At 70.3% G+C, this 23,289-nt stretch carries 24 protein-coding genes; 10 read left to right on the forward strand and 14 right to left on the reverse strand.

The features are described 5' to 3' along the window. Positions 1-159 precede the first annotated feature (159 nt). Together COUCH_RS26560 and COUCH_RS26565 are read left to right on the forward strand one after the other, a co-directional pair. Positions 160-825: a GntR family transcriptional regulator gene (locus COUCH_RS26560; protein WP_249607928.1), complete on the forward strand. Its 666-nt coding sequence runs from the start codon at positions 160-162 to the stop codon at positions 823-825. Between the two features lie 114 nt (positions 826-939). Continuing rightward, a complete protein-coding gene (locus COUCH_RS26565) occupies positions 940-1,353 on the forward strand; it encodes a VOC family protein (RefSeq protein ID WP_249607929.1) in 414 nt (137 codons plus the stop codon). A gap of 62 nt (positions 1,354-1,415) precedes the next feature. Here the strand turns inward: COUCH_RS26565 and COUCH_RS26570 are convergent, their stop codons facing one another. The 3 genes from COUCH_RS26570 to COUCH_RS26580 form a co-directional block, all read right to left on the reverse strand. Further along, a complete protein-coding gene (locus tag COUCH_RS26570) occupies positions 1,416-1,880 on the reverse strand; it encodes a DUF2569 family protein (RefSeq protein ID WP_249607930.1) in 465 nt (154 codons plus the stop codon). 281 nt (positions 1,881-2,161) lie between these two features. Then, positions 2,162-2,332: a hypothetical protein gene (locus tag COUCH_RS26575; RefSeq protein WP_249607931.1), complete on the reverse strand. Its 171-nt coding sequence runs from the start codon at positions 2,330-2,332 to the stop codon at positions 2,162-2,164. 212 nt (positions 2,333-2,544) lie between these two features. Further along, the gene (locus COUCH_RS26580; RefSeq protein WP_249607932.1) at positions 2,545-2,943 is read right to left on the reverse strand and encodes a VOC family protein; all 399 of its coding nucleotides are present in this window, start codon (positions 2,941-2,943) and stop codon (positions 2,545-2,547) included. Between the two features lie 102 nt (positions 2,944-3,045). Here COUCH_RS26580 and COUCH_RS26585 point away from each other — a divergent pair, with 102 nt between their 5' ends. Further along, positions 3,046-4,014, forward strand: coding sequence for a helix-turn-helix transcriptional regulator (locus tag COUCH_RS26585; protein ID WP_249607933.1), 969 nt, complete (start codon positions 3,046-3,048; stop codon positions 4,012-4,014). A gap of 30 nt (positions 4,015-4,044) precedes the next feature. On the opposite strand, the gene COUCH_RS26590 is transcribed toward COUCH_RS26585, so the two are convergent. From COUCH_RS26590 to COUCH_RS26605, 4 genes are all read right to left on the reverse strand, one after another. Then, positions 4,045-4,668, reverse strand: coding sequence for a hypothetical protein (locus tag COUCH_RS26590; protein ID WP_249607934.1), 624 nt, complete (start codon positions 4,666-4,668; stop codon positions 4,045-4,047). After that, entirely contained in the window at positions 4,665-5,228 is a 564-nt protein-coding gene (locus tag COUCH_RS26595; RefSeq protein ID WP_249607935.1) for a SigE family RNA polymerase sigma factor, read from the reverse strand. The genes COUCH_RS26590 and COUCH_RS26595 overlap by 4 nt, the downstream gene beginning before the upstream one ends. Positions 5,229-5,332: 104 nt before the next feature. Continuing rightward, entirely contained in the window at positions 5,333-6,190 is an 858-nt protein-coding gene (locus tag COUCH_RS26600; protein ID WP_249607936.1) for a hypothetical protein, read from the reverse strand. Positions 6,191-6,400: 210 nt separating this feature from the next. Further along, a complete protein-coding gene (locus tag COUCH_RS26605; protein WP_249607937.1) occupies positions 6,401-6,766 on the reverse strand; it encodes a hypothetical protein in 366 nt (121 codons plus the stop codon). A gap of 627 nt (positions 6,767-7,393) precedes the next feature. Between COUCH_RS26605 and COUCH_RS26610 the strand changes: the two genes are divergently transcribed. Continuing rightward, complete coding sequence (locus COUCH_RS26610) at positions 7,394-7,549, forward strand: hypothetical protein (RefSeq protein ID WP_249607938.1); 156 nt, start codon at positions 7,394-7,396, stop codon at positions 7,547-7,549. Positions 7,550-7,805: 256 nt separating this feature from the next. Then, on the forward strand, positions 7,806-8,759 hold the full coding sequence (locus COUCH_RS26615) for a beta-ketoacyl-ACP synthase 3 (protein WP_249613814.1): 954 nt from the start codon (positions 7,806-7,808) through the stop codon (positions 8,757-8,759). Position 8,760: 1 nt separating this feature from the next. On the opposite strand, the gene COUCH_RS26620 is transcribed toward COUCH_RS26615, so the two are convergent. Next, positions 8,761-9,114 (reverse strand): hypothetical protein, encoded by a 354-nt coding sequence (locus COUCH_RS26620; protein WP_249607939.1) that lies wholly within the window; start codon positions 9,112-9,114, stop codon positions 8,761-8,763. Between the two features lie 213 nt (positions 9,115-9,327). On the opposite strand from COUCH_RS26620, the gene COUCH_RS26625 reads away from it, so the two are divergent. Next, on the forward strand, positions 9,328-10,569 hold the full coding sequence (locus COUCH_RS26625; RefSeq protein WP_249607940.1) for an SAM-dependent methyltransferase: 1,242 nt from the start codon (positions 9,328-9,330) through the stop codon (positions 10,567-10,569). 87 nt (positions 10,570-10,656) lie between these two features. Here COUCH_RS26625 and COUCH_RS26630 read toward each other — a convergent pair whose 3' ends face one another. Both COUCH_RS26630 and COUCH_RS26635 read right to left on the reverse strand, forming a co-directional pair. Next, entirely contained in the window at positions 10,657-11,244 is a 588-nt protein-coding gene (locus tag COUCH_RS26630; protein WP_249607941.1) for a hypothetical protein, read from the reverse strand. After that, complete coding sequence (locus tag COUCH_RS26635; protein WP_249607942.1) at positions 11,223-13,235, reverse strand: zinc-dependent metalloprotease family protein; 2,013 nt, start codon at positions 13,233-13,235, stop codon at positions 11,223-11,225. Before COUCH_RS26635 ends, COUCH_RS26630 begins: the two co-directional genes overlap by 22 nt. A gap of 287 nt (positions 13,236-13,522) precedes the next feature. Between COUCH_RS26635 and COUCH_RS26640 the strand changes: the two genes are divergently transcribed. Beyond that, entirely contained in the window at positions 13,523-14,245 is a 723-nt protein-coding gene (locus tag COUCH_RS26640) for a hypothetical protein (protein WP_249607943.1), read from the forward strand. Between the two features lie 63 nt (positions 14,246-14,308). Here the strand turns inward: COUCH_RS26640 and COUCH_RS26645 are convergent, their stop codons facing one another. Next, on the reverse strand, positions 14,309-14,854 hold the full coding sequence (locus COUCH_RS26645) for a MarR family winged helix-turn-helix transcriptional regulator (RefSeq protein ID WP_249607944.1): 546 nt from the start codon (positions 14,852-14,854) through the stop codon (positions 14,309-14,311). 6 nt (positions 14,855-14,860) lie between these two features. On the opposite strand from COUCH_RS26645, the gene COUCH_RS26650 reads away from it, so the two are divergent. Then, positions 14,861-15,664 (forward strand): FAD-dependent oxidoreductase, encoded by an 804-nt coding sequence (locus COUCH_RS26650; RefSeq protein WP_249607945.1) that lies wholly within the window; start codon positions 14,861-14,863, stop codon positions 15,662-15,664. Positions 15,665-16,354: 690 nt separating this feature from the next. Beyond that, positions 16,355-17,731 (forward strand): glucose-6-phosphate dehydrogenase, encoded by a 1,377-nt coding sequence (locus tag COUCH_RS26655; protein WP_249607946.1) that lies wholly within the window; start codon positions 16,355-16,357, stop codon positions 17,729-17,731. 20 nt (positions 17,732-17,751) lie between these two features. On the opposite strand, the gene COUCH_RS26660 is transcribed toward COUCH_RS26655, so the two are convergent. The 3 genes from COUCH_RS26660 to COUCH_RS26670 form a co-directional block, all read right to left on the reverse strand. After that, a complete protein-coding gene (locus tag COUCH_RS26660) occupies positions 17,752-18,798 on the reverse strand; it encodes an FUSC family protein (protein WP_249607947.1) in 1,047 nt (348 codons plus the stop codon). A gap of 141 nt (positions 18,799-18,939) precedes the next feature. Continuing rightward, positions 18,940-19,821, reverse strand: a complete 882-nt coding sequence (gene ygiD, locus COUCH_RS26665) for a 4,5-DOPA dioxygenase extradiol (protein WP_249607948.1) — start codon at positions 19,819-19,821, stop codon at positions 18,940-18,942. Continuing rightward, complete coding sequence (locus COUCH_RS26670; protein WP_249607949.1) at positions 19,818-21,863, reverse strand: glycoside hydrolase family 3 protein; 2,046 nt, start codon at positions 21,861-21,863, stop codon at positions 19,818-19,820. The genes ygiD and COUCH_RS26670 overlap by 4 nt, the downstream gene beginning before the upstream one ends. Before the next feature lie 175 nt (positions 21,864-22,038). On the opposite strand from COUCH_RS26670, the gene COUCH_RS26675 reads away from it, so the two are divergent. Next, positions 22,039-23,286, forward strand: coding sequence for an amidohydrolase (locus tag COUCH_RS26675; RefSeq protein ID WP_249607950.1), 1,248 nt, complete (start codon positions 22,039-22,041; stop codon positions 23,284-23,286). The last annotated feature ends 3 nt before the right edge of the window (positions 23,287-23,289 follow it).

A 23,289-nucleotide genomic window follows, 5' to 3' on the forward strand; every position in this document is an offset into this window, starting at 1 on the left:
GGTGGCGGGCGACGCCTTCAAGCAGTGGCTGAGATCGCGGCGCCGCCGCCGTCAACGTCGAGATACCCCTCGCCGCTCGCGGCCTGCAGGGACCGCCCCTTCGTCCCGCCCTCGGGTGACATCGGAGGAGCCGGCTGTGGCCACCAGTAAGCTCCGGACATGTCATACGCAGTCCCGCCGACCCGTACTGCGGCGGTCGTCCACCAGCTCCGCAAGGAGATCCTCAGCGGAGATCTCCTCGCCGGGACCGTGATCAAGGACGCCGAGCTGGCCGCCCGCTTGGGGGTCAGCATCACCCCGGTCCGTGAGGCCATCGCGCAGCTGTCCGTCGAGGGACTCATCGACATCGCGCCCAATCGCACCCGCCAGGTCACACAGGTCACGCAGAAGAAGGCCCTCGAACTGATCGACGTGATGAGCGTCCTCGCCTGCGCTGGATTCGAGTGGGGCGTCGACAACCTCACCGCCGCCCACATCGACCTGATGCGGCAACGGCAGACGGAATTCGTCGAGGCGTTGCGAGCCGGCAACGTACTGGCGGCCGGGGCCGCCGGCGGGGAATTCGGCAGCATAGTCATCATGGCGAGCGGTAACCGGGAGCTGCAGTCGATGGTGGACCTCGTGCGGTCGCGCGCCATGCGCACCGCGCCCCTGATCGCCGAGAGCCTGTGGAACACCGTGATCGAGGCTCACGACGACATCCTCCGCCAGCTCGAGGCCGGCAACACCCAAGCCGCGTCGGCGCGCTACAAGCAGATGTACGTCGACTATCGCGCACTGGCCGAGCAGCAACTCTTCGACACTCGGGACTCCGTACGCGCGTGAGCCGTCGTTGCGGTCGGGGCTTACACCTGCCGGTAGTGATCTCGGCCCGCCGAACACGGCGTTCGAGCAGGTCCGATGAGCCCACGAGCGCGTTCGCGGGTACCCTCAGCGTCCATGGCGCTGCGGATCGACCTGACCTTTGACACGCGTGACGCCGCGGCCCTCGCCGGATTCTGGAAGCTCGCGTTGGGCTACGAGGACGAGCCGCCTCCGGCACCGTTCACCACGCGCGACGAGTGGGTGGCGTCGTTCGCCGAGCAGCCGGACGACGAGGGCGGCGGCGCATGGCTGCACGACCCGGACGGCGTCGGCCCGCGGCTTGTCCTGCTCGATGTGCCCGAGCAGAAGGTGGCAAAGAACCGCTTGCACATCGACATTCGCGTCGGCAAGGGCCCTGGTGCCTGGCCGCGCATCCTGACGAAGGTAGACGAGCTGGTGGCGGCGGGCGGCAGTGTGCTGTCAACGTTCGACGGCCACCATGTGGTGATGGCGGACCCGGAGGGCAACGAGTTCTGCGTCGCTGCCTGACATCGGGAAAGCCACGCTTGTATGACGGCATCCTTTTCTAGCCGAATAGAGCGCGTGGGCTCCTACCTTGAAAGGGTGGTTGCGACTCTCCTGGACCGGAGAATGTAAGCGATCATCACACTATTGGGAACCACGTCGATCGCGACACCCACCGTTGACTTCATGTGAAGTGCATGCCATCCCAACAGGAAGATGATCGACAGTACGTTGAAAACCACGTTGTGCGCGATGGAGGCCCGCTTCCTCCGCAACATCAGCGCAAACAACAGAGCAGCGTACAGGATCAGAAGGGCATTCGAGCCGACGTAGAAGGCCAGCGCGGGTGCCGGTACGAAGGATGTGAGGCCGGCCAGCCCGGGGTTGGCGCCGATGATGAGCGACGCGATGGTCAGCTCCAAGCCGTGCGCCGCGAGCCCTGCCAGTACGACGAGGTAGACGACGAGCCAGCCACGGATCGGCTCTGCCCTGGCCCCGGTTGCTCGCATCGCCGAGGTTTGAGTGCCGGATAGCTCACCGGTGCGACGCATGGCCATTCCTATTCTGGTCCTGGGGACGCGCAGCTCGCAGTTCGGTCGCGTCATAGTCCATTCTTCGGCCGATCGGATGAGCCGTCCATGGTGGTAGCACCCGTCTTCCTAGTGGTCCTGACTCCACCCGGTAACTGCGGCACGGGCGGATCCATCCCGCCACAGCCACAATCGTCAGACGGCCCGAAGCGTGGTCCCCACGGCCACGGCGGCATCCGGCCTTGGGGTTCGAGTCGGCCGCACTGGATCGCAGAGTCGCCGGGAACCGACGTCGGTGCCGGTCAGCTGCTGACGACCCGGCGGATCACCGTCAGCTCCTGGCCGCGGCCGGCGAGGACGTCGGCGACGTGCCGGCCACCCTCGCCGCCCGCGCTCGGCTGCTGAACACCGGCAGCAGCCGCACGACGGCCAGCGTGGCCCGCGAACGCGTGCGCCTGCTCAACCGGCTTCACGTGGTGCTGCGGGACCTGATCCCTGGGTCCACGGTCGCTGGCTACTCAGTAGCCCCGTTACCGGGCGCACCGACTTGGTCGGGTGCAGCGCTGAGGAACCACCCTGCGCCGTCAGCCCCAGTCCGGCGTGCCCGACACCGGGAAGAGCAGGGTCGACCAACGGCTCCGGCAGGGGGCTGGACAGAATCCGCTCCCCATCGGCCGACGCCGGGTCAGCGGCTGAACTTTTCGATCGCCTCGGGGCTTACCGGGGTGAAGAAGTTGACCAGGTTGCCGTCGGGGTCGCGGAACAGCAGGGCCCGGTTGCCCCAGGGCATCGTCGTGGGCACGTTGACGAAGTCCTCCACCACGCTCTTCAGGTCCTCGTACAGCGCGTCCACGTCGTCCACCAGGAACTCGATGATCGCGGTGCGGTTGTCCGCCGGGCGGGCCGAGCCGGGCGCGAACAGCGCGACCGTGCGGGTGCTGCCGATCGCCAGCGTGCCGTGGGCGGTGCGCAACTCGGCGAAGTCCTCGTTGCCCCAGTCCGCCTGCACGCCCGTGACCTTCTCGTAGAAGCCGACGAGGCGGTTGATGTCGCTGGTGATCACGCGGATCGAGACGAAATCCATGGTTGCTCTCCGTGTTCAGTGGGTCGCGTATTGCCTGCCGAGATCCACGCTAGAACGAATACTGGACAGAAACGGTCCAGTATTGCGGGTACAGTTCACACCATGGCGGGACCGACAGCCGGGGTGCTCACGCTTCTTGAACTCCTGCAGTCCGGCGGCGTCCGGACGATGGCCGAGCTCTCCGAACGCCTCGGAGTCGATCCGCGCACGGTGCGGCGCTACGTGGGGCATCTGATCGACCTCGACGTACCGGTGGAGTCGGTCCGCGGCCGTTACGGCGGCTATCGGCTCGCCGCCGGCTATCGTCTGCCGCCGCTCATGCTCAGTGACGACGAAGCCCTGGCCGTGCTCCTGGGCCTGGCTGCCGGCCGGCGCGCCGGGTCAGCAACGGGTACGGGTACGGCGAGCGAGACGGCCGCCGCGAAGATCCGTCGGGTCCTGCCGTCGCGGATCGCGGATCGGCTCGACGCGGTGCTCGAATCCCTCGCCTTCACCGCCGAGTCCGGCGACGTCCCTGCGCCGCAGGCCGGTGTTCTGCTCACCGTCGCCGACGCGGTCCGCCACCACCGGCCGATCTCGATCAAGTACACCTCGGGCGGCGGCCGCAGCAGCGTCCGCACGCTGCATCCGTTCGGGCTGGTCAACCACGCGAACCGGTGGTACGTCACCGGTGCCGATCCGGAGATCGGCGAGGATCGGACCTTCCGGCTCGACCGCATCGCCGACGCGAGGACGCTGACCGGCTCGTTCGAGCCGCCCGCCGGATTCGAGCCCGCGCGGCACCTTCTCACCTCGATGGCGCGGGCGCCGTACCGGCACGAGGTGACGTTGCGGATCCAGGGCACGCTCGAGCAGATCCGCAAGCGGCTACCGGCCAGCGTGGCCGAGGTACGAGGCGGTGCGGACGAGGGCTGGCAGTGCGTCGAGATCCGAGCGGAGAGTCTGGACTGGCTGCCCGCGGTGCTCGCCGCGCTCGATCTGCCGTTCGTCATCGAGCGCCCGGACGAACTGCGCGACCGCGTCATCGCGCTCGCCGACCGGCTGGCGGCCTCGGGACGGAAACCGTCGTAGCGTCGCTTGCCGACAGCTGGCGCTCCGGTCCTACTTCACCCACGTGGCGGAACCGTCCGCCGGCGCCCATCCCACAGCTTCAGGGTTCCCGGTCTGGACGAAGGTGAGATCGATCGAGTGCGTGCCGGTGTCCAGCGCCAGCTTCTTGGTGTGGCTGGCGGAGTTCTCGTTGCCGTAAGTGTCGTAGAGCACGAACAGCGCCGTGTCGACGGTCAGCCGGCGGGCGGCCTCGGTGCTGATGACCACGTGACCGGAGGTACTGGTGGAGCTGAACGACAACAGGGTCATCGTGGCGACCGGACTGCCGTTCTTGGTGATGGTGACCGTCTTACCGTTCTGGGCGTAGGTGAGGTGCGTGTCGTTGGCAAGGTCGACCGCGGGCAGGATCGGCGCGGGTGCGGCGCTGGTCGCCGGCGGGACGGCGCTGGGTGTGCTCGTCGAGGACCGCAGCTGAGGCAGGGCGATGCCGGTGGCGAGCGCCGCGACGGCGACGATGCCTGCCGCCGCCTGCGCGAGGGTGCGCCGGTGCCGGCGGCGGCGGCCGCCTCGTACGACGTCGTCGAGGCCGAAGGCCGGTTGGTGCAGAGGTTCCTGCTGCCGCTGCAGTTGCTTGAGCCTGTCGGACAGGCCTGTGCCGGTGGGCTGCTGGCTCATCGGGTGCCTCCAGGTGCCGGGGCCGGAGCGGGAGCGCCGGGTCGGGTACTGCCGCGCTGCTCGGGCGGGTCGTCGAGGAAGTCGTTGCCGAGCACGCGCCGCAGCTTGGCGACGGCGTCGGCGCATTGCCTCTTCACGGTTCCCTCGGCGATGCGCATGACCTCCGCCACCTCGGCGACGGAGCGGTCTTCCACATACCGGAGAACCACGATGGCGCGTTGCTTGACGCTCAACGTGGTCAACGCGCGGGTGAGGTCGAGCTGAGTGGCCGAGCCGGTCTCGTCGTACGCCGTCTCGGGCATGGCGTCGGTGCTGTATTCCCTGCGCCACGGTCGGCGGCTCTCACTGACGGCGAGGCGGACCACCACGGTGCGCAGGTAGGCGCCGGGATCGTTCACCGAATGGGTACGCGGCCAAGCCACGTACATGCGCTCGAGGGCGCCCTGCACCAGGTCGTCGGCGCGGTGCGGGTCGCGTGTCAGTGATCGGGCGAACCGGCGCAGGGGTGCCATTTCCGCTGCGGCTACGGCGCGGAACGACTCCTCGAGCTCGGCATGCATGCCGGTCTGCCTTCCTTGTCGGGCTGGTGTGCGCGTTGAGTGTCATCGATGCCGGCAAGGAGCCGGGGACGGGTGTCGTCCCCGGCCCTCTGCGGATCGGCAGGTCAGCGGGCCCACACGGCGTCGCCGTCCGACGGGGCCCACCCGATGGCCTCCGGCCGTGCGGTCGTGTCGCGGTACGTCAGCTCGAGGGTGTGCCGGCCGGTGGTCAGCTTCACCGCCCGCGACTGCTCCGGGGCGTTCTCGTTGCCGTTCGCGTCGTAGACGATGAACATCCCCGTGTCGACCAGCACCGGCTGCCGGGCGTCCACCGCGAACGTGACGTGCGCACCCGACGCGGTGTACTTGGCCGACGACAGGGTGATGGTCGCGACCACGGCACCCTTCTTGGCCGCCGTCACCGTCGCACCCCTTTTGACGTACGCCAGCTGCTCCGCGGCAAGGTCCAGCGGCTTGCCGGCGGCGCGGACCCAGACGGCGGAGCCGTCCGCCGGCGCCCATCCGACGGCTTCCGGACGTGCGGTGCCGCGGTAGCTGAGCTCGAGGGTGTGCCGGCCGGTGGCGAGCGTGACGGTCCGCGACGGTTCGGGGGAGTTCTCGTTGCCGTCGACGTCGTAGAGGATGAACATGCCGGTGTCGATCAGGACGGGCCGGCGGGCGTCCACCGCGAACGTGAGGTGTCCACCCGACGAGGTGTACGTGGCCGTCGTCAGCGTGATGGTGGCGACCGCGGTGCCGCTCTTCGAGGCCGTGACCGTCGCGCCTCGCTGGACGTACGCCAGCTGCGCCGTTGCGAGGTTCAGCGGGCCTTGCTGGTGCGCGGAGGCCACCGCCGCGGGCGCGGGGACGAAGCCGGTGGGCTTGGCCTCGTTCGCGGAGGCTCCCCCGGCGGTGGTCACGATGGCGGTGATCAGGCCGGCGGCAGCCAGCGCGACGGCGGAGGTGGTCATGAGCTTGTTCATGGTGGATCTCCCGAGCGACGTGGTGTGTATTCGCTCGGAAGACGCACGCGGCCGCCGCCGCGGTTGTGTGTGATCACCGTCACAGCACCACCAGGTGCCGGCTCTTCCGGCAGCCTGCCCTCAGGCACCTGGCAAGAGTCCACGGCCGACTCGACAACGCGGCGTGCACGTTGGCGTGGTCGCCTGTGGCGCCCTCTTCTCGCAGAGCGCTTACTGCTGCCGCAACCCCCGCACGGCGGCGTCGGCGGCGTCTTCGGGCGTGCTGTTGAAAGCGATGGCTGCGCCGGGGGCCTGCAGCCTGACGAGGTTGACCACCTTCTCGAAGAACTCCAGGTACGGCTCGTGCTTGCGGATGCCGCCGCCGATCACGACGCAGGCGTACTCGATGCGGGTCAACGCCTCGGCTATCGTCTTCTCGGCGTCGTCGTCGACGGCGATGAGCAGCGTGTCGACGTCGATGCCGAGTTCGGCGAAGCGCGTTTCGCCGCGTCGGATCGCAGCGGCGACCGGCTTGGGATCCCACCCCGACAACGCGGTCGGATCAAGACCGATCACCAGTACGCGTCCCGATGCCATCGTCGGTCCTCCCTCGCTTCGTCGACATCCCCGCCCATCATGGGCGCTGCCGGCGAATCCCGCCTGTGTGACGCCGCAGGGAATCGGTGTCGAGCGCGGAGGGGCGTTTGAACGAATCGAAAGCCACCCTCGGCCAGCGACACCAAACCACCATCGACGCGCACAGGACGTCGGCTGACACCCGGCGGTAGGCATCACGCTCGGCGGACCGCAGTCGCCCCACCCGTCGAGCTCCACCGGAAGAATCAAGTCATCTCCCGCCCGAGCCGTGCCGGTCTCACCCCTTCCGTCACGCGCTGCGATGCTGGCCGGAGCCGGCCCGATGCACGTGTGCATCGATCCGCGCGGAGCGGACCTGTCCAAGGTGGTCAGCAAAGCAGGTTTTCGGTTCGGGCCTGGACGAGCCGAGGCGGGCCGTCGCTGATGCCGCACTCGCCCGAATCCGCCCTTCATGACCGAAGGCGTCAACGGGTTCCGGGAAGTGTGGGCGACGATGACGCCGGCCGGCGGGACCTTCATTGGCTGGTCCTCAGTAGTACGGGGTCAGCCATCGATCGGATTAGCTTTTCGACGTACTGGGTACAGGCTGCGCGGCGGGAGATGCCCGCCGGCGAAACGGAGCAAATCATGTTGATCGTAGGGCTCGTCCTCTTGCTGCTGGGCATCTTCCTGAAGGTGTCGATTCTTTACACGATCGGGATCGTTCTCCTGGTCATCGGCGCGGTGCTGTGGATCCTCGGCGCTGTCGGCCGCCCGGTCGGTGGTCGAAAAGTCTGGTTCTAGTATTGCCTGACGGGCAGTGCGGAAAAGGCGCCACACCTACGGGTGGGCGCCTTCCGTACACCCAGAGCCGAGTAGAGGGAGCCCGGGCGATGAACGTCTCCACAGCTGCGGGACCGAGTTCATCGATCACGGGTGACATCCGCCGGCGGCTCTGGGCGCGGGATCGGTTCCAGCGCGCTTAGCTTGAACGCTTGGTTACCGGCGAGGAATGTAGAAATCGGAGGGCACCCAGCCGGGCATGCTTGGATTGCTGGCCATGGCCCATCCTTTGCAGCTCCGAGCCGGTCACTCCGGGTCGCGCATCCTCAGCGTCGCCACGTACCGCCCCCGGACCGAGGTGGGTAACGAGCCGATCGCCGCTCTGATCGACTCGAGCGACGAATGGATACGCCGCCGCTGTGGCATCGAGTCGCGACGGCGCGCCGCGGCTGATGAGGACCTGGTCATGATGGCTGCGGCGGCCGCCTCGAAGGCGCTGGCCGGTGCGGGTGTCGATGCGCGCGACGTCTCGGCCGTGCTGGTGGCGACGATGTCCCACCGCGGCCGGGCGACCACCGTGGCTCCCCTGGTGGCTGACGCGCTGGGCGCTTCCGCGGCCGCCGCGATGGATTTGGGGGCAGCGTGCGCCGGATTTCCGTACGCACTTGCGACCGCTGACGCGCTCGTGCGCAGCGGCGCCGCCGGCTACGTGGTTCTGGTGGGCGCCGAGCGCATGACGGACATCATCGACGAGCGCGACCGCGGCACGGCGTTCCTCTTCGGTGACGGCGCCGGCGCGGTGGTCGTCGCTCCGGCGCAGACGGGCGGCATCGGGCCGGTGGTATGGGGCGCTGACGGCTCCGGGAGCGAACTGCTGCGGTACGACGAGGCGGGCATTCTGCGTATGGCCGGCCCTGAGGTCTTCCGCTGGGCGACCTCCGTCATCCCCGACCTGGCCAGGCGCGCGCTGGACGCTGCGGGCATCTCCGTGGCGGACCTTGCGGCCTTCATCCCGCACCAGGCCAACCTGCGCATCACCTCGGTCGCTGCCAAAGCGCTGGGGCTCGGCCCGCACGTCAGGGTGGCCACCGACATCACCACCAACGGCAACACCGGCGCGGCCTCCATCCCCCAGGCCATGGCAGCCCTGCCCGACACGACGGGTCCCGCGCTGCTCGTGGGCTTCGGCGCCGGCCTCTCGTACGCCGCTCAGGTCGTCATATTGCCCTGACCTACCCGGCCGTGCGGGGATCTGCCGCAGGTCGGGGGGCCGGGTTCGGTGTCTTCTGCTTGCGCCGCCGGGCGCGTACGACCCGGACCGGGGTGGAGGCGTGCAGGTAGAGGCTGCGGCGTCTCTCGCCATGGGCCAGGTGCACCTCGACGACGTCGCGTACGGGCGCGTCCACGCCGGCGACTCGGTAGCGTTCCGCGCCAGAGATGATCAAGTCGCCGGGACGCACATGCGACGGGGACTGCACGATGCTCTCCCGGCCGACGGCAGCGCCGGTGCCGACCCGGGGAAGGCCGGCGATCCACGTCGCAAAGGTGTCTGCGTTCGTCGAGCGACCGGTTCGGATGCCCCGCATGGCCGGCCCCCCGGTGTCGACGCTGCCCTGCTCTGGTTGTGGGTATCGGCGGGCGGCAGCCTCAGTTGAGCCAAACTGACTCCTATGTCACAACCCGATCGAGGGACCTTATGAACCGGTGGCTGCCGGGTGGATAGTTAGCTCTACTAACGTTCTGCGCGGCAACCGGGAGATTCGATGCGTTCTTCCACGGCGGTCCAGCTTCGTGTTCTGTTGGAAACCCTTCTGCAAGCGCCGCTGCCGGTGCGCCTTCGCGCCTGGGACGGCTCCGAGACCGGCCCCGCCGGTACGCCGGTCCTGACCATCCGCAACCGGCGGGCCCTGCGCCGGCTCATGTGGCGACCCGACGAGCTCGGGCTCGCGCGGGCGTACGTGTCGGGCGATCTCGACATGGAGGGTGACCTTTTGGACGGGCTGCAACGACTCGCAGCCCTGATCTTCCGCGGCGCCGACGTGCGAGGACTGCCCAAACGCGCCGTCGCCGCCGACCTGCTCCGGCTGGGCGTGCTGGGACCGCAGCCCAAACCGCCGCCCGAGGAGCTGGCGATGCACGGCACGCGGCACAGCCGGCGCCGGGACCGGCAGGCGATCAGCCATCACTACGACGTCGGCAACGCGTTCTACGAGGTCGTCCTGGGCTCGAGCATGGTCTACTCCTGCGCGTACTGGACGGGCGACGACGCCGGATACGGTCTCGCCGACGCGCAACGCGACAAACTCGACCTGGTCTGCCGCAAGCTGGCACTCAGACCGGGCATGCGCCTGCTGGATGTCGGCTGCGGCTGGGGCAGCCTCGCGCTACACGCGGCCCGGGAGTACGGCGTCGACGTCGTCGGCATCACGCTCTCCACAGAGCAGGCCGACTACGCCCGCAAGCAGGTGGCCGAGGCCGGATTGACCGCGCACGTCGACATTCGGGTCCAGGACTATCGCACCCTCGACGACGGGGCGTTCGACGCCATCTCCAGCGTGGGGATGGCCGAGCACGTCGGCACGGCACCCTACGCGGAGTACGCGGCCATCCTGTTCAGACAGCTCAAGGCGGGTGGCCGGTTGCTCAACCACCAGATCGCGGCACTGCATCCCGCACCGCCCGCGGCGCGCAAGCGCCGATCCTTCATCGACGCGTACGTGTTCCCGGACGGCGAACTGGTGCCCCTGGGCACGACAGTGACGCTGCTGGAAGCAGCCGGGTTCGAGGTCCGGGACGTGCATTCCCTGCGTGAGCACTACGCACGAACCCTGCGCGCCTGGGTGACCAACCTGGAGTCGCAATGGTCGGCGGCCGTGAGGCTGGCCGGAGCGGGCCGGGCCCGGGTGTGGCGGTTGTACATGGCGGCTTCGGCGCTGGCGTTCGAGCAGGCGAGGATCGGCGTCAACCAGGTTCTGTGCGTCAAAGCGCATCGATACGGCGGCAGCGACCTGCCGGCGACCCGGAGCGGCTGGCTGGCGTGAGGATTGAAGGGCAGCAGAGCTGCCGAGCCCGCCGCCGGCCGAATCCGAGCGGGCCTACCCCATCAGCTGGCCCGGGGTCAGTGCCGTCTATGAGCGGCCGGACCGTCTCCGCCGGAGGCCGACGGCGACGGCCATGCCCAGCAGAATGACCCCGGCGGCCGCGACCAGCGGTAGGTACGACCGGCCGCCGGCCGGTCGCTGCTGCGCGACGGGCGCCGCGGCGGCCGGTTTCGGTTCGCCGCAGCGGGTCGAGCCGGGCCGGCCGGGGCCGGCACGCTGCACGGCGACCGGGGCCGCGCAGTGACCGATGCCGGGTGCCGCGACGTCGATGGTGACCTGCCAATCGCCGTCGGGCAGCGTGCCTTCGTAGACCGCGGTGGAGGTGCCCTCCAGGCGGGCGAGTGCGCTCGGGCCCACCTGGGCGCCCGCGGCCGACACGGCGACGAGGGTGCCGGCCACCGGTCCGGTGACCGGGTGCCCGTCGGCCCAGAGCAGGTCGACGGAGACGCTGCCCCGGCCGTCGTCGATGACGGTGAGGACGATCCCGGCGTGTGCCTGCGCCGGGGCGGCCGTACCCACCGCGATCAGCGCCGCCGCCAGGACGCCGCACCACCAGCTTCGCCGGTGGCGCGGCGGTGCTCCGGTCGGTCCGGTCACCTGACGTCGGCCGACCATGCCTGTTGGCGTACCCCTGACGGGTTCTGCAGGGCGAGCAGCGGCCGGCCTGCGTAATCGGTGTCGCCCGGGCCGGCCACCAGGCCGCCGGTGGCCAGGGTCAAACCGGCTTCGGTACGGGTGACCTGCCACGTCGCCGCCGTCGCGCAGTCCTTCTGGACCAGTACCGCACCGGCCACGGCACGCCCCAGCGGGCTGACGCACTTGCCGGTCGCCTTCGACACCAGCTTGCCCCCGTCGAGGCGCCACGACTGGCTGGCCTCGCCGGTCGCGGCCCGGGTCACCAGGGGCGTGCGGTCGGCGCTGCGGGCCCCGTACACGTCGGCGGTCTCACCGGTGAGCGCGTTGGACAGCGAGAACCACTCGCCGGCCGGCGGCACGGCCGCCGCCGGGGTCGAGACCGCGACCTCGTCGGTGTAGTCGGCCAACCCCTTGGTGATCTTCATGCGGTAGGTGTGCCCGGGCGTCAGACCGGTGATCGTGACCCCCGCCGAGCGGACCGTGCCGAGGGTACGACCGTCGACGACGACCCCGTAGCTGCTGCCCGAACCCGCCGACGGCCAGCTGAGCCGGGCCGAGGTGGCGGCGAGCTGCGCGACGGTCAGCTTGGCCGGCGCGGGACCCGGATCCGCGCTGGACCCGGTCGGGCTCGGTGCGGGCGTGGTCGGTGCCGGCTGGGAGCCGCTCGGGCCGGGTGTGGGCGGCGTGGTGCGGCTCGCGGACGGCGACGGGACCGGCACGCTGGGCGTGCTGGACGGGCCGGGCGGCGGTGAGGCCGAGGGCGACTGGCTGGGCGTGGGCTCCGGCGCCCCACCGGTCTCACCGGCGATGAGGAACTCGTTGCTGGCGACGTTCCAGTGCGAGGCGAGGTAGCTGCCGGGCTGCGGGTCGGTGCTGTAGTAGTCGTCGTGGTTGCAGTCGAGCCGGTTCTCCTTGGCCCGGTCCGTACACACGATCTTCACCGTGGTCTCCGGGGCGTCCTTGTAACACATGACGTCGTAGTCGTCGACGCAGTGACCGGCCTTGCTGGAGTTCGGGGCGCTGTTGCTGACCGCGCCGAGGTTGTGCCCGAGCTCGTGAGCCGCCACGCTCGCCGCCCAGCAGCCGGTGTCGCTGCGACCGTACGACGGGCCGGCGTTGCTGCGGTTGCGCGCCGACGCCTGGTCGTCGCCCGCGAAGGTGCCGATGCCGCAGTACACGTTCGATTCGGCGAAGATCATGTACTTGCGGTCGGTGCGGTTGAAGCCGAGGGCCTTCAGCGCGCTGATGGTCTTGCTGAAGTCGTCGAGCTGGCCGTCGGGCACCTCGACCTCGCGGACGTCCACCCGGCAGTCCGAGGTGGTGACGTAGCGCAGGTGCCGGTGTCCCCCGGTGTCCTGGGCGCTGGCGTCGTAGATGGTGTCCACGCCGGCGGCCCACGTACGGAAGGAAGCCTCGTAGGCGGCGAAGCGGCTGGCGGTGGCGGCGGCGCGGACGTACAGGACCTGGACCCGCTTGCCGCTCTGCCCGTCGCCCTCGCAGACCACGTCGCCCGCGGCGGCCGTCGCGCCGGCAGCCGTGGGGGCGGCGGCCGACGTCAGGGCGAGCGCGTCGGGACGGCGCAGCGGAGCCGTCCGGGACGGCAGCGCCGGTTCTTTGCGGACCGCGGCGACCGGCGCAACCGGCTTCCTCACGCTGAGGCCGGGAGGCGCCTCGTCGGGGCCGTGCGAGCACCGGCCGGTGCCGATCACCTCGTACTCACCCGCGCAGGACGTGCCTTTTCCGCCGGGGCGCAGGCCCTTGTGCACGAGGCCTTCGCCGGGGTCGTCGGCGGGTACGGAGGTCAGCGGTTCGGGTTCGGACACCGCTACGGTGCGCTCGCCGTGCGACGTCGAGGGAAGCAGCCAGGCGCTGCCGAGGGCCGAGGGAATACCGACGAGCCCGACCGCCAGGACACCGGTCGCGAGGAGCACGACGCGGCGCAGGGGGCGTCTGCGGCGGGGAGAGGACATGGATGCGGAGCCTTCCGGGGTGGGACGGGCAGGCCTCGATCGGCGCCGTGGTGGCGGACGCCAGGAGGGGGCCTGACGGTATCGCCGCATCGACGTACGTCACCGCTCTTAAGTGAGACTTAATGTCGGCCTAGGCCGCGTTTGAGTCGTCTCGCGCGGCTGATGCCAATACGTCGCCAAGTCGTGATCTACGACGTATGCCGGTACCGGTCACGAACCGGCGGGACACCTCGTTGACACACCGTGTGGGCGCTGGTGCGGTGCTGCCGCTGGGAAGATCCCGGCAGATGCTGAGGGCTCGGGTGTACGGCGCGTTGCTCACCCTGCTGGCGGGCTTGGTGGGCGTCCTCTTCGCCCTGCCGGCCAGCTGGAGTGACTATCCCGATCGCTACCCGGACTTCCGGCTCGGGCGGGTGTGGATGACGCCGTACCCGTCGACGTTGCCGGTGCTGATCACGATGCTCGGCGTCGCCGGTCTCGTCGCCGCCGTACGCCCCTCGACGGCGCGCGTCGCCGCGGTGACCGCCGGGCTGGCCGCGCTGCAGGTGGGCGGGATCGCCGTGGTCGCTCACCGCGACTGGTGGAATCTGGCCGGGGCGGACGGGGCGAGCCCGCACCGGGCGGCTGCCGGATCGCTGGTGTCCCTCGTCATGGGCGCCGCGGCAGGTGCCGCCGTCGTTGTCAGTGTGCTGCTGTACCGCACCGGCCGCAGCGTGCACCGGCCGTCGCTGATCCAGGTCGTCGGTGGGGTCCTCGCCGGCGCGGTGCTCGCCGGCGGGACTCCCCTCCTGCTGTGCGCCTACTGGGGCTACACGAGCATCACGGCCGCCGGGCAGTTCGCCGTGTGGTGGTCGCTGCCGTGGGGTGCCGGGGTGGCCGCCACGGGAACGTTGCCCGACTGTGCGGCACGGCGGACCGCGGCCCTGTGCGTGCTGGCCTGCGCCCTGCTCACGGCGTTCTGCGTGGCCGCGCCACCCGTTCACGGCTTCGGGGTACGGCTGCCGGACTAGCTTGGCCCGCCGGACGAGCCGGAGCCAACGCCACCATCGACGCCGGGATCGGCTCCGAGTCGCTCATCGAGGCGCGTTCAGGAGCCGGTCGACGTGCCGGTTCTGCGCCTCGGTCAACGTACGCATCGCCTGGGTGATCAGGCGCAGCTGGTCCAGGTCGAACTTTTCCGCGAGGTCGGCGTTGCCGTCGGCGATCAGCGGGGCGTACAGGTCGTAGCAGCGTGCTGCCGCGGTGGCGGTCATCGACACCACGACCATGCGGCGGTCGCTCGGATGCCGGGTGCGCGTCAGGAGGCCGAGGCGTTCGAGCCGGTCGAGCATCGCCGTGACGCTGCCCGTGGTCAGCCCCAGCCGGTGACCCAGCTCGCGCGGTGACACTCCGCCGGCGTTCAGCAGCAGTTCCAGGCACCGCAGGTCGGTCCGGTTCACCTTGAGGATGCGCGCCATCTCGCGGTCGGTGTCGTCGACGGCGGCCCGGTACGCCTGCACGGCGTCGGCGGCGACGGCACCGTGACGGCCTCCTTCGCCGACGGCACCACAGCAGAGGCAGACGTCCTCGTCGCGGCGGACGGAACGCGCTCCGCGGTTCGACGCCAGTACCTTCCGCACGCGAGCGTGACCGACACCGGGATCACCTCCATCGCGACCAAGACGCCCCTGACCGCGCACACCCGCGCGTTGCTTGCCGACGAGGTCGTGAACGGGCTGTCGTTGATCTTCGGGGACGGCGGCATGATGGGAATGCTGCACGTCATGGAGTTTCCGTGGGACGCCGACGGCCGGCCGAAGAACGCCGCCCTGCCGGATACCTGGCCGGGGCTGCAGTTCGACAACACCCGCGACTACATCAACCTGTCCATCTGGAGTACCGACGACAGGTTTCCGGCCGGGATCAGACAACTGCGCGGCAACGACCTCATCCGCGCCGCACTCGACGCGACAACCGGCTGGCATCCGAGACTTCGCCGGCTGTTCGAGCTCTCCGACCCCGACGCGGCGTTCGCCCTGCGGATCGCCACGTCCGCCCCGGTACCCGCATGGACGCCGACGACCGTCACCCTGCTCGGCGATGCCATCCACACGATGACCCCGGGACAAGGCGTCGGCGCGAACACCGCACTCTGGGACGCCGCCACTCTCTGCCGCGAACTGGTCGCCGCGGCAGCGGGCCAGAAGGACATCGTCACCGCCATCGGTGACTACGAAGCGAGAATGCTGCCCTACGGCACCGCCCTGGTCGCGGACTCGCTGCACAACAACGGCACCTCCGCCGAGGACTCCCTGTACGAGGCGGGAATCGGTGGCGAACTCGCCCTCGGAGGCGCACGAGCCCACTTCTTCCTGACCGGTAAGATTCCGGCACTGCGCCGGAAATTCCTCGCCGACCTCCGCACCACCGGGACGCCCGGCAACGGCTGACACACCGCTTCGCGACGACATCCGCTCATCGCCATGTGCGTGCGTTGCAGGCCGGCGTGGGTAACCACAACGTCATGGCCGCGCGCGGTGGGCGCAGGAACCGCTGACCGAAGCGGCGGGTTACGGTGGATCAAGAGCAACTCGAGGATGAGGCTGTACATGATCAACGTACAGGAGTTCGCACGGCGGCTGAGCACTCTGGGAGCCGCTGCGTTCGCCAGTGACGACGTCGTGGACCTGGCGACCGCTGCCGATGTGCGCATCAGCGCTGACGTCGAGATCGACGCCACTGTGGCGCAGCGCTTGCTCGACCAGATCTCGCCCCCGCTGCCGGTCACCGGAGCGCAGATCGCGGGGTCGCAATGGCCGCCGCCCCAGTCCTCCCGTCCTGCGGCGCCCTCGGTGTCGTTCTCCAGCCCCGGTGCCGTCGATGGCCCGGCCGATCAGCCGGCCCGGCCCCGCAGGTCCGGGCCGGCGCGTGGCGGCCGGCGACCCGGACCTCGACGGTCCGGCAGGTGAACCGCCCGGTTTGTCGTCGCTGCAGGCGCCCGCGGCAAGATGGCGCCGCCTCGGCCTCGGCGGAGCCATCGGGAGACGGTCGAGCGCCCGGAACGCGGGGCTGAATTCCTCGACGGGGTCATCTCGGCCTTCTCTTGACGCCCTCACACGGGAAGCTGCAAGAGTGGACCGATGATCCCGTCCGAGGAACCGACCCTGGTGGTGCTCGGCGCCGCCGGTGACCTCACCGCCCGCCTGCTGCTACCCGGGCTGGCCGAGCTGGTGAACCGGCGGCACCTGCCGATGCGGCTGGTGGGCAGCGACCGGGCCGACTGGGACGACGACCAGTGGCGCAACCGGGTCCGGCAGGCGTTCGCCGGCGAGGCGGACCGGTCACCGGACGCCGAGACCATCATCCGCACCGCCCGCTACGTCCAGGCCGACGTGACGGCAGCGCAGGATCTCGACCGGCTGCTGGGCACCTGTCCGCCGGGCCCGGTCGTCCTGTATTTCGCGTTGCCGCCCGCGATCGCGGAGCAGGCCTGCCGGGCGCTGACGGGCGTCGACCTGCCGGCCGGCACCCGGCTGGTGCTGGAGAAGCCGTTCGGCAGCGACGCCGCGAGCGCCGACGCGCTCAACGAGATCCTCACCCGGCTCGTGCCGGAGGACCAGGTCCACCGGGTGGATCACTACCTCGGCCTGTCCACCGTGCTGAACATCTTCGGCCTGCGTTACACCAATCGGATGCTGGAGTCGGTTCTGAACTCCAACCACGTGTCCGGCGTCGACATCCTGCTCGAGGAGAGCCTGGCGTTGGAGGGCCGGGCCGGCTACTACGACAGCGCGGGCGCCCTCGTGGACATGCTGCAGAGCCACGCCCTGCATGTGCTGTCGCTGGTGGCGATGGAGCCGCCGAGCACGCTCGACGCCCGCGACGTCCGCGACGGGGCGTCCGCGGTGCTGCGGGCCACCCGCGTGTGGGGCGCCGACCCGGTCCGCAGCAGCCGCCGGGCCCGCTACACCGCCGCCACGGTGGGCGAGCGGAGCGTGCCGTCGTACGCCGACGAGGAGGGCGTCGACCCGGACCGGCGCACCGAGACGTTCGCCGAGGTGATCGTGGAGGTGAACACGTGGCGGTGGGCCGGAGTGCCGTTCCGGCTGCGCACCGGCAAGGCGCTGCGTGCACTGGACAAGCGTGTCGTGATCACGTTCAAGGAGCCCAATTGGGTTCCGGAGGGGCTGCTGGGCTACGAGCGGTCCGATCGGTTGCACATCGGCCTGGACCCTGAGGTGCTGCGGCTGGACTTCAACGTCAACGGCCTCGCCGACCCCCGGACGGTCGAGCGGGTCGCGATGCACACGCAGCTCGAGCCCGGCGACCTGCCGGCCTACGGCCAGGTGCTCGCCGGGGTGCTCGCCGCCGACCCGACGCTGTCGGTCCGCGGTGACCAGGCCGTACGGACGTGGCAGATCATGGAACCGGTGTTGCGCGCCTGGCGCGCCGATGCCGTGCCCCTGCTCGAGTACGAGGCGGGCGGCGACGGCCCGCCACCGCTGCAGGTCCGCTGACCCGCGACCGCAGGCCGGGCTCAGGCCGGGAAGGTGTCCCGGAACGACCGCTCGGGATCGACGCCGGCGAACACCATGACGTCGGCCGCGACCATCCGGATGCTCGCGTACGCCGCGGCCACCGCGGACTGCGCCCGGACGTCGTCTCCGTGCTCGATCAGCGACGCCGCGAGGTCGGCGGCACGCTCTGCGGCGACCTGCCGGGTCACTTCGTCCGCGGGGTCGTCCGCGAGATCCGCCAGGGCCGCCGCCAGGTGCCGGACGGTGGCCGCCAGCCGGGCGCGATGCGGCCCGCGCACGGCGGTGACCGATCGGGTGAGTGCGAGGCAGCTGCCGGCCAGAAGGTCCAGATGGTCCGCGCGTTCCCGCTCGGTCACGACGAGGCCGGCCCGCCGCCGCCAGGTCAGACCGTGCCGGACGATCCGATCGCTGGCACTGCGCGCTGTCCTCAACGCCTCGAGATCACCGTGTACGTCGCGCAGCAGCGCCGTGGCATCGTCCGCGCGCGGCCGGTCCCCGTGCTCGACTGCCTCGGCGGCCGCTCGCAGGCCGGCCGCCAGGCGCGTCAGCACCCGTGCCTCGGCCAGGCGCAGCAGCCGGAGCGGTTCCGGAGGAAACAGCAGCTGGCTGAACGCCAGCGCGACCGCGGAGCCGATGACGGCGTCCAGCAGCCGGTCCCAGCCGTGCTGCGGCTGACCGACCACGATGATCAGGATCGCTGCGACGGCTGCCTGGGCGCGGACGATCCGCGCGTCGTGCACCGCCCGGGCGAGCAGCATGGCGGTGAACGTGGCCCCGGCGAGGGTCCACACCCCGTCACCGGCCAGCGAGAACGCCGCCTCCCCGACGAGGACACCGATCAGCACCCCGGCGAGCAGCCGTACCGCGTTCGACCCCCGGCGTCCCAGCGTGGCGTTCAGCCCGACGACCGCCGCGATCGGGGCGAAGAACGGATCCGCATGGCCCGCCATCCGCACGGCGACGAGCCAGGCCACCGCTGCGGCCAGGGCCTGCTGCGCGTACGGCGAGGCGAACCGCATCCACCTTTGCGCTGTCGTCCGCACCATCGGACACGTCCCTGTTCCGTGGGAAGCCACCGTGCGGCGTCTTCGCGAAGCCGGCCCGTATCCGAAGTCTGCGCGCAGACGGTCCGGTCCGCTCGTCACAGACCTGCCGGCGCGCTGCGGATCGCCGTCCTAGGCGATGAGTCAGATGTTGGACGTGTCGGGTGGCAGGTCGGCGGGCGGCTGCGGCACTCCCCCGTCGTCCGAGCTCTCGGGACGGGGCAGGCCGAGGGTGTACGCCGTCATCGACAGCGAACCGTACGCGTACCCGTCGACCAGGACGTCGGTGTCCGCCGCGCCGGATGCCGAGGCGAGGCCGGCCAGGTACAGGGCGGGGATGAAGTGGTCCGGTGTCGGCACCGCCCGGTGGTAGTCGTGGTGGGCGTCCAGCGTGGCGAACTCGGCAGGGTCGCTGAGCATGCGGACCTTGGCGTCTTCGTCGAAGCGTTGTGTCCACTCGTACCCGTCGTCGGCGAGTTTCCAGTCCATGCCGCGCAGGTTGTGGACGACGTTGCCGCTCGCGATGATCAGCACTCCGCGCTCGCGCAGCGGGGCCAGCTTGGCGCCGAGCTGAAGGTGATAGTCGAAGGGCTTGTCGGCGTTGATGCTGAGCTGCACGACCGGGATCGACGCGTCGGGGAAGGCGTGCATCAGGACCGACCAGGTGCCATGGTCGATGCCCCAGCTGTCGACGTCCGCGCCGACCCAGGTGGGGTGCACCACGTCGCTGATCTCGGTGGCCAGCTCCGGCAGGCCGGGGGCGGGATACTGCACCTCGAACAACGGCTTCGGGAAGCCGTAGAAATCGTGGATGGTGCGGGGCTGAGGCATCGCGGTGACCGCGGTGGCATTGATGTACCAGTGGGCGCTGACGACCAGGATGGCACGCGGGCGCGGCACGGCAGCGCCGAAGGCCTTCCACGCGGTGGTGTAGCGGTTGACGTCGAGGGCGTTCATCGGGTTGCCGTGCCCGATGAACGCCGCAGGCATCACAAGCTTCGACGCGTCGGTGCTGTCCGAGCTCACCGTGGTGCCTCCTCTGGTGCGTCGTACGACAGACCGTGCCCGCACCGGTACCGGTTCCCGTCGCTGTCGACGTAGACGTACGGCCGGCCGTCCATGTACTTCTCCTTGTCGAACCCCGGCACGTCGTTGGGCGAGGCGCACATCCCCTTCTCGTCGACGGCGATGGCCGCGTTGCCGGCCGGGAAGGTCAGGGGCAGCCGGCCGCGCGGCTTTGCGTCGCCGACGATGACGTCGAAGAGGGCCTCGGTCCGGGTGTCGAAACCGGCCACGAGGGCGTCGGCCAGCGGCTCGACGGTGCCGAGCAGCCACGGCAGGATCACGTTGAGACCGACCACGAGCCGCGGTACCGCCGACCGGATCCGCCTGACCTTGGCCAGGTCGATGTTCGTGGCCTCATGGATGTCGAGGTCCAGCAGGCCGGTGAAATCGAAGTAGGAGCCGGTGAACGGGTTGAGGAACAGCACGGCGACGTCGGCCCGGTGATAGTCGACGGTGAACTCGATGCCGGGGTGCGCTGCGGCCAGGCTCGCGCGGAGCCGGTCAAGTTCGGCCACCGTGAGGTCTCGCTCGAACAGTTCGACGTAGACACGCTGCCCGGCCAGGCGGGCAGGTGTCAGCGGCAGCGCGCCGTCGTGGTTCTTCATCAGGACCACCGACCTGCGGTGTGCCTCCTCGGCCACCGCGGCGTACGACGCGTTGGCCACCACCTCGTCCGCCCGCTGCGGATCGACGTACGGGTCGTCGAACAGGCCGAGGGCGAACATCTCGGTCACCAGCCGGTGCGCGGCCTGGTCCAGCCGCTCGGTGCTGAACAGCCCGTCCAGGAAGGCGGTACGGATCGAGCCGACGTCGTTGGTGTCGGCGATGATGTCCGTACCCGCCGTCACCGCCCTGCCCACCCGCTCGGGGACGCTCAGCTCGGACACCCCCCAGGCCATCTTGGACAGGATGCCGGAGTCGGAGTTGACGTAGCCGCGGTGCCCCATCTCCCGCAGCAGGTCGAGGAACGGCTGGTTGAAGGCGAAACCGACCTGCTCGAAGTGGTCCAGCGGCGACTGCGGCATCGCCGACTTCTCGTCCGACGGGATCGCGTAGTACGGCATGATGCTGGAGACGCCGGCGTCGATCGCCGCCTGGAACGGCGGCAGATGGTAGGTCGCCAGGGACCCCGGCGTCGGGTAGACGTTGAACCGGCCCTCCGCGTAATGCGGGTCGAAGCCGTTCTCCCGCGCCCCGCCCCCGGGGAAGTGCTTGATCGTCAGCGCCACCCCGTCCCGGCCGGGGCCGTCCTCGCCCTGGAAGGCCCGGACGACGACGGCGATCGCCCGGCTGATGAACCGGGGATCCTCACCGAAGGTGCCGTTGGTCCGGAACCATCGCGGGTCGGTCGCCGTGTCCGCCATGTACATGTAGCCCTTGCGCAGGCCGGAGGCCACCCACTCGGCGCGCGACTTGTCAGCGAAGTCGCGGATCAACGCCAGGTCCGCGGCGGCCGCCAATCCCAGCGTGCCGGGCCACTGGGTGAACTCCTGGTCCCGGGCCGTGGCACCCAGCTTGAAGCCACCGAGCTCGTTCTTGGAGTTCGCGGCGACCAGCACCGGTATGCCCAGGCGCGTCCCCTCGGCGACCTCGTTCATCGCGTTCACCCACGTGGCGATCTTCGAGCCCGGTGGCGTCTCCCGCATGATGAAGTGCCGCATGTGCAACTCGGTGATCTGCTGGGTCGTCCCCTCGTAGGGCAGCCCCGCCGTGTTGTGCGGGTCGTTCTTGATCCGGTGATACTGCTCGTCCAGGGCACCGTCGTGGCTGGTCAGCTCCGGGTCGTGCTGGGAGATGCCCATCGAGCGGGAGTTGATGACCATCAACCCGATCTTCTCGGCGGGCGACATCCGGGACACCAGGTCGGTCGCCCGCTCGGCCGGGCTCAGCCGCCAGTCCTCGTACGGGTCGAGCCGGCCGTTGCCGTTGAGGTCCTTGAACGTCAGACCGTCGACGTCCAGCAGCGGCTTGACCCGAGCACCGATCGGTATCTGCTCGGCCATCGGTCCTCCTGGAGATCGACCTTCCCTCCCCGGACCCTATCGCCAGGCGCGGCCGGTCGCCCGGTTCCTGCACACAGTCGGCCGGGACATCGGTGCCACGACACAGCCGGACGGTGTCAACGCGCGTACCGTCGACAGGGTGGTGAAGCCGCATTCCACCCGCAAGGAGGAACCTGTGCCCGCATCATCCGCGGCGTCGGCCGTGCTGGCCGGTCTGGACGGCATACGCGCCGAGCAGGAAGAGCTCTATCGCTCCGTGCACCAGCACCCCGAGCTGTCCCACCAGGAGCACCGGACCGCGGCGGCGGTCACCGACGTCCTGCAGAAGGCGGGGTTCCAGGTCGAGACCGAGGTCGGCGGCACCGGCGTGGTCGGTGTCCTGACCAACGGTGACGGCCCCTCGGTGCTGCTGCGCGCCGACATGGACGCCCTGCCGGTACGCGAAGAGACCGGCCTTCCCTATGCGAGCACCGCCACCAGCGGCGACGTCGCGGTCATGCACGCCTGCGGGCACGACGTCCACGTAGCCTGCCTGCTCGGCGCCGCCCGGCTGTTCGCCGCCGCCCGCGACGCCTGGAGCGGCACCCTGACCGTGCTGTTCCAGCCCGCGGAGGAAACCGGCGACGGCGCCCGCGGCATGATCGACGACGGGCTCGCGAAGATGGTCCCCGGCGTCGACGTGGCCCTCGCGCAGCACGTCATGGCCTTTCCCGCCGGCCGGGTCGGCACCCACCCCGGCCCGGTGCTGTCCGCAGCCGACAGCATGCGCATCACCGTGCACGGCCGCGGCGCACACGGATCCATGCCGCAGGCCGCCGTCGACCCGGTCGTGCTGGCCGCCATGATCGTCGTCCGGCTGCAGACCGTCGTGGCGCGCGAGGTGCCGCCCACGGAGACCGCCGTGCTCACCGTGGGCAGCATCCAGGCCGGCACCAAGAGCAACGTCATCCCCGACAGCGCCCAGCTGCAGCTCAACCTGCGCACCTACAACGACAGCACCCGCGAGACGATGCTCGGCGCGATCCGCCGGATCGTCACCGCGGAATGCCAGGCCTCCGGCTCACCCCGCGAGCCCGAGTTCGAGCTGTTCGACCGCTTCCCGCTGACCGACAACGACACCGCCACCACGCAACGGGTGGCCACCGCGTTCACCGAGTTCTTCGGCGACCACGCCGAGGCCATCGAGCAGCAGTCCGCGAGCGAGGACTTCAGCGACATCCCCCGCGCGCTGGGGGTGCCGTACACGTACTGGTGCATCGGCGGGATCGACCCGGACGTGTACCGCCGTGCCCAGGAGGCCGGCCGCGTCACCCAGGACATCCCGGTCAACCACTCGGCCACCTTCGCCCCCGTCCTGCAGCCCACCCTGACCACCGGCACCCAGGCGCTGGTCGTCGCCGCCCTCGCCTGGCTCGCCCGCTGATCC

The sequence above is a fragment of the Couchioplanes caeruleus genome (genome assembly GCF_023499255.1).
Classification (GTDB): Bacteria; Actinomycetota; Actinomycetes; order Mycobacteriales; family Micromonosporaceae; genus Actinoplanes; species Actinoplanes caeruleus_A.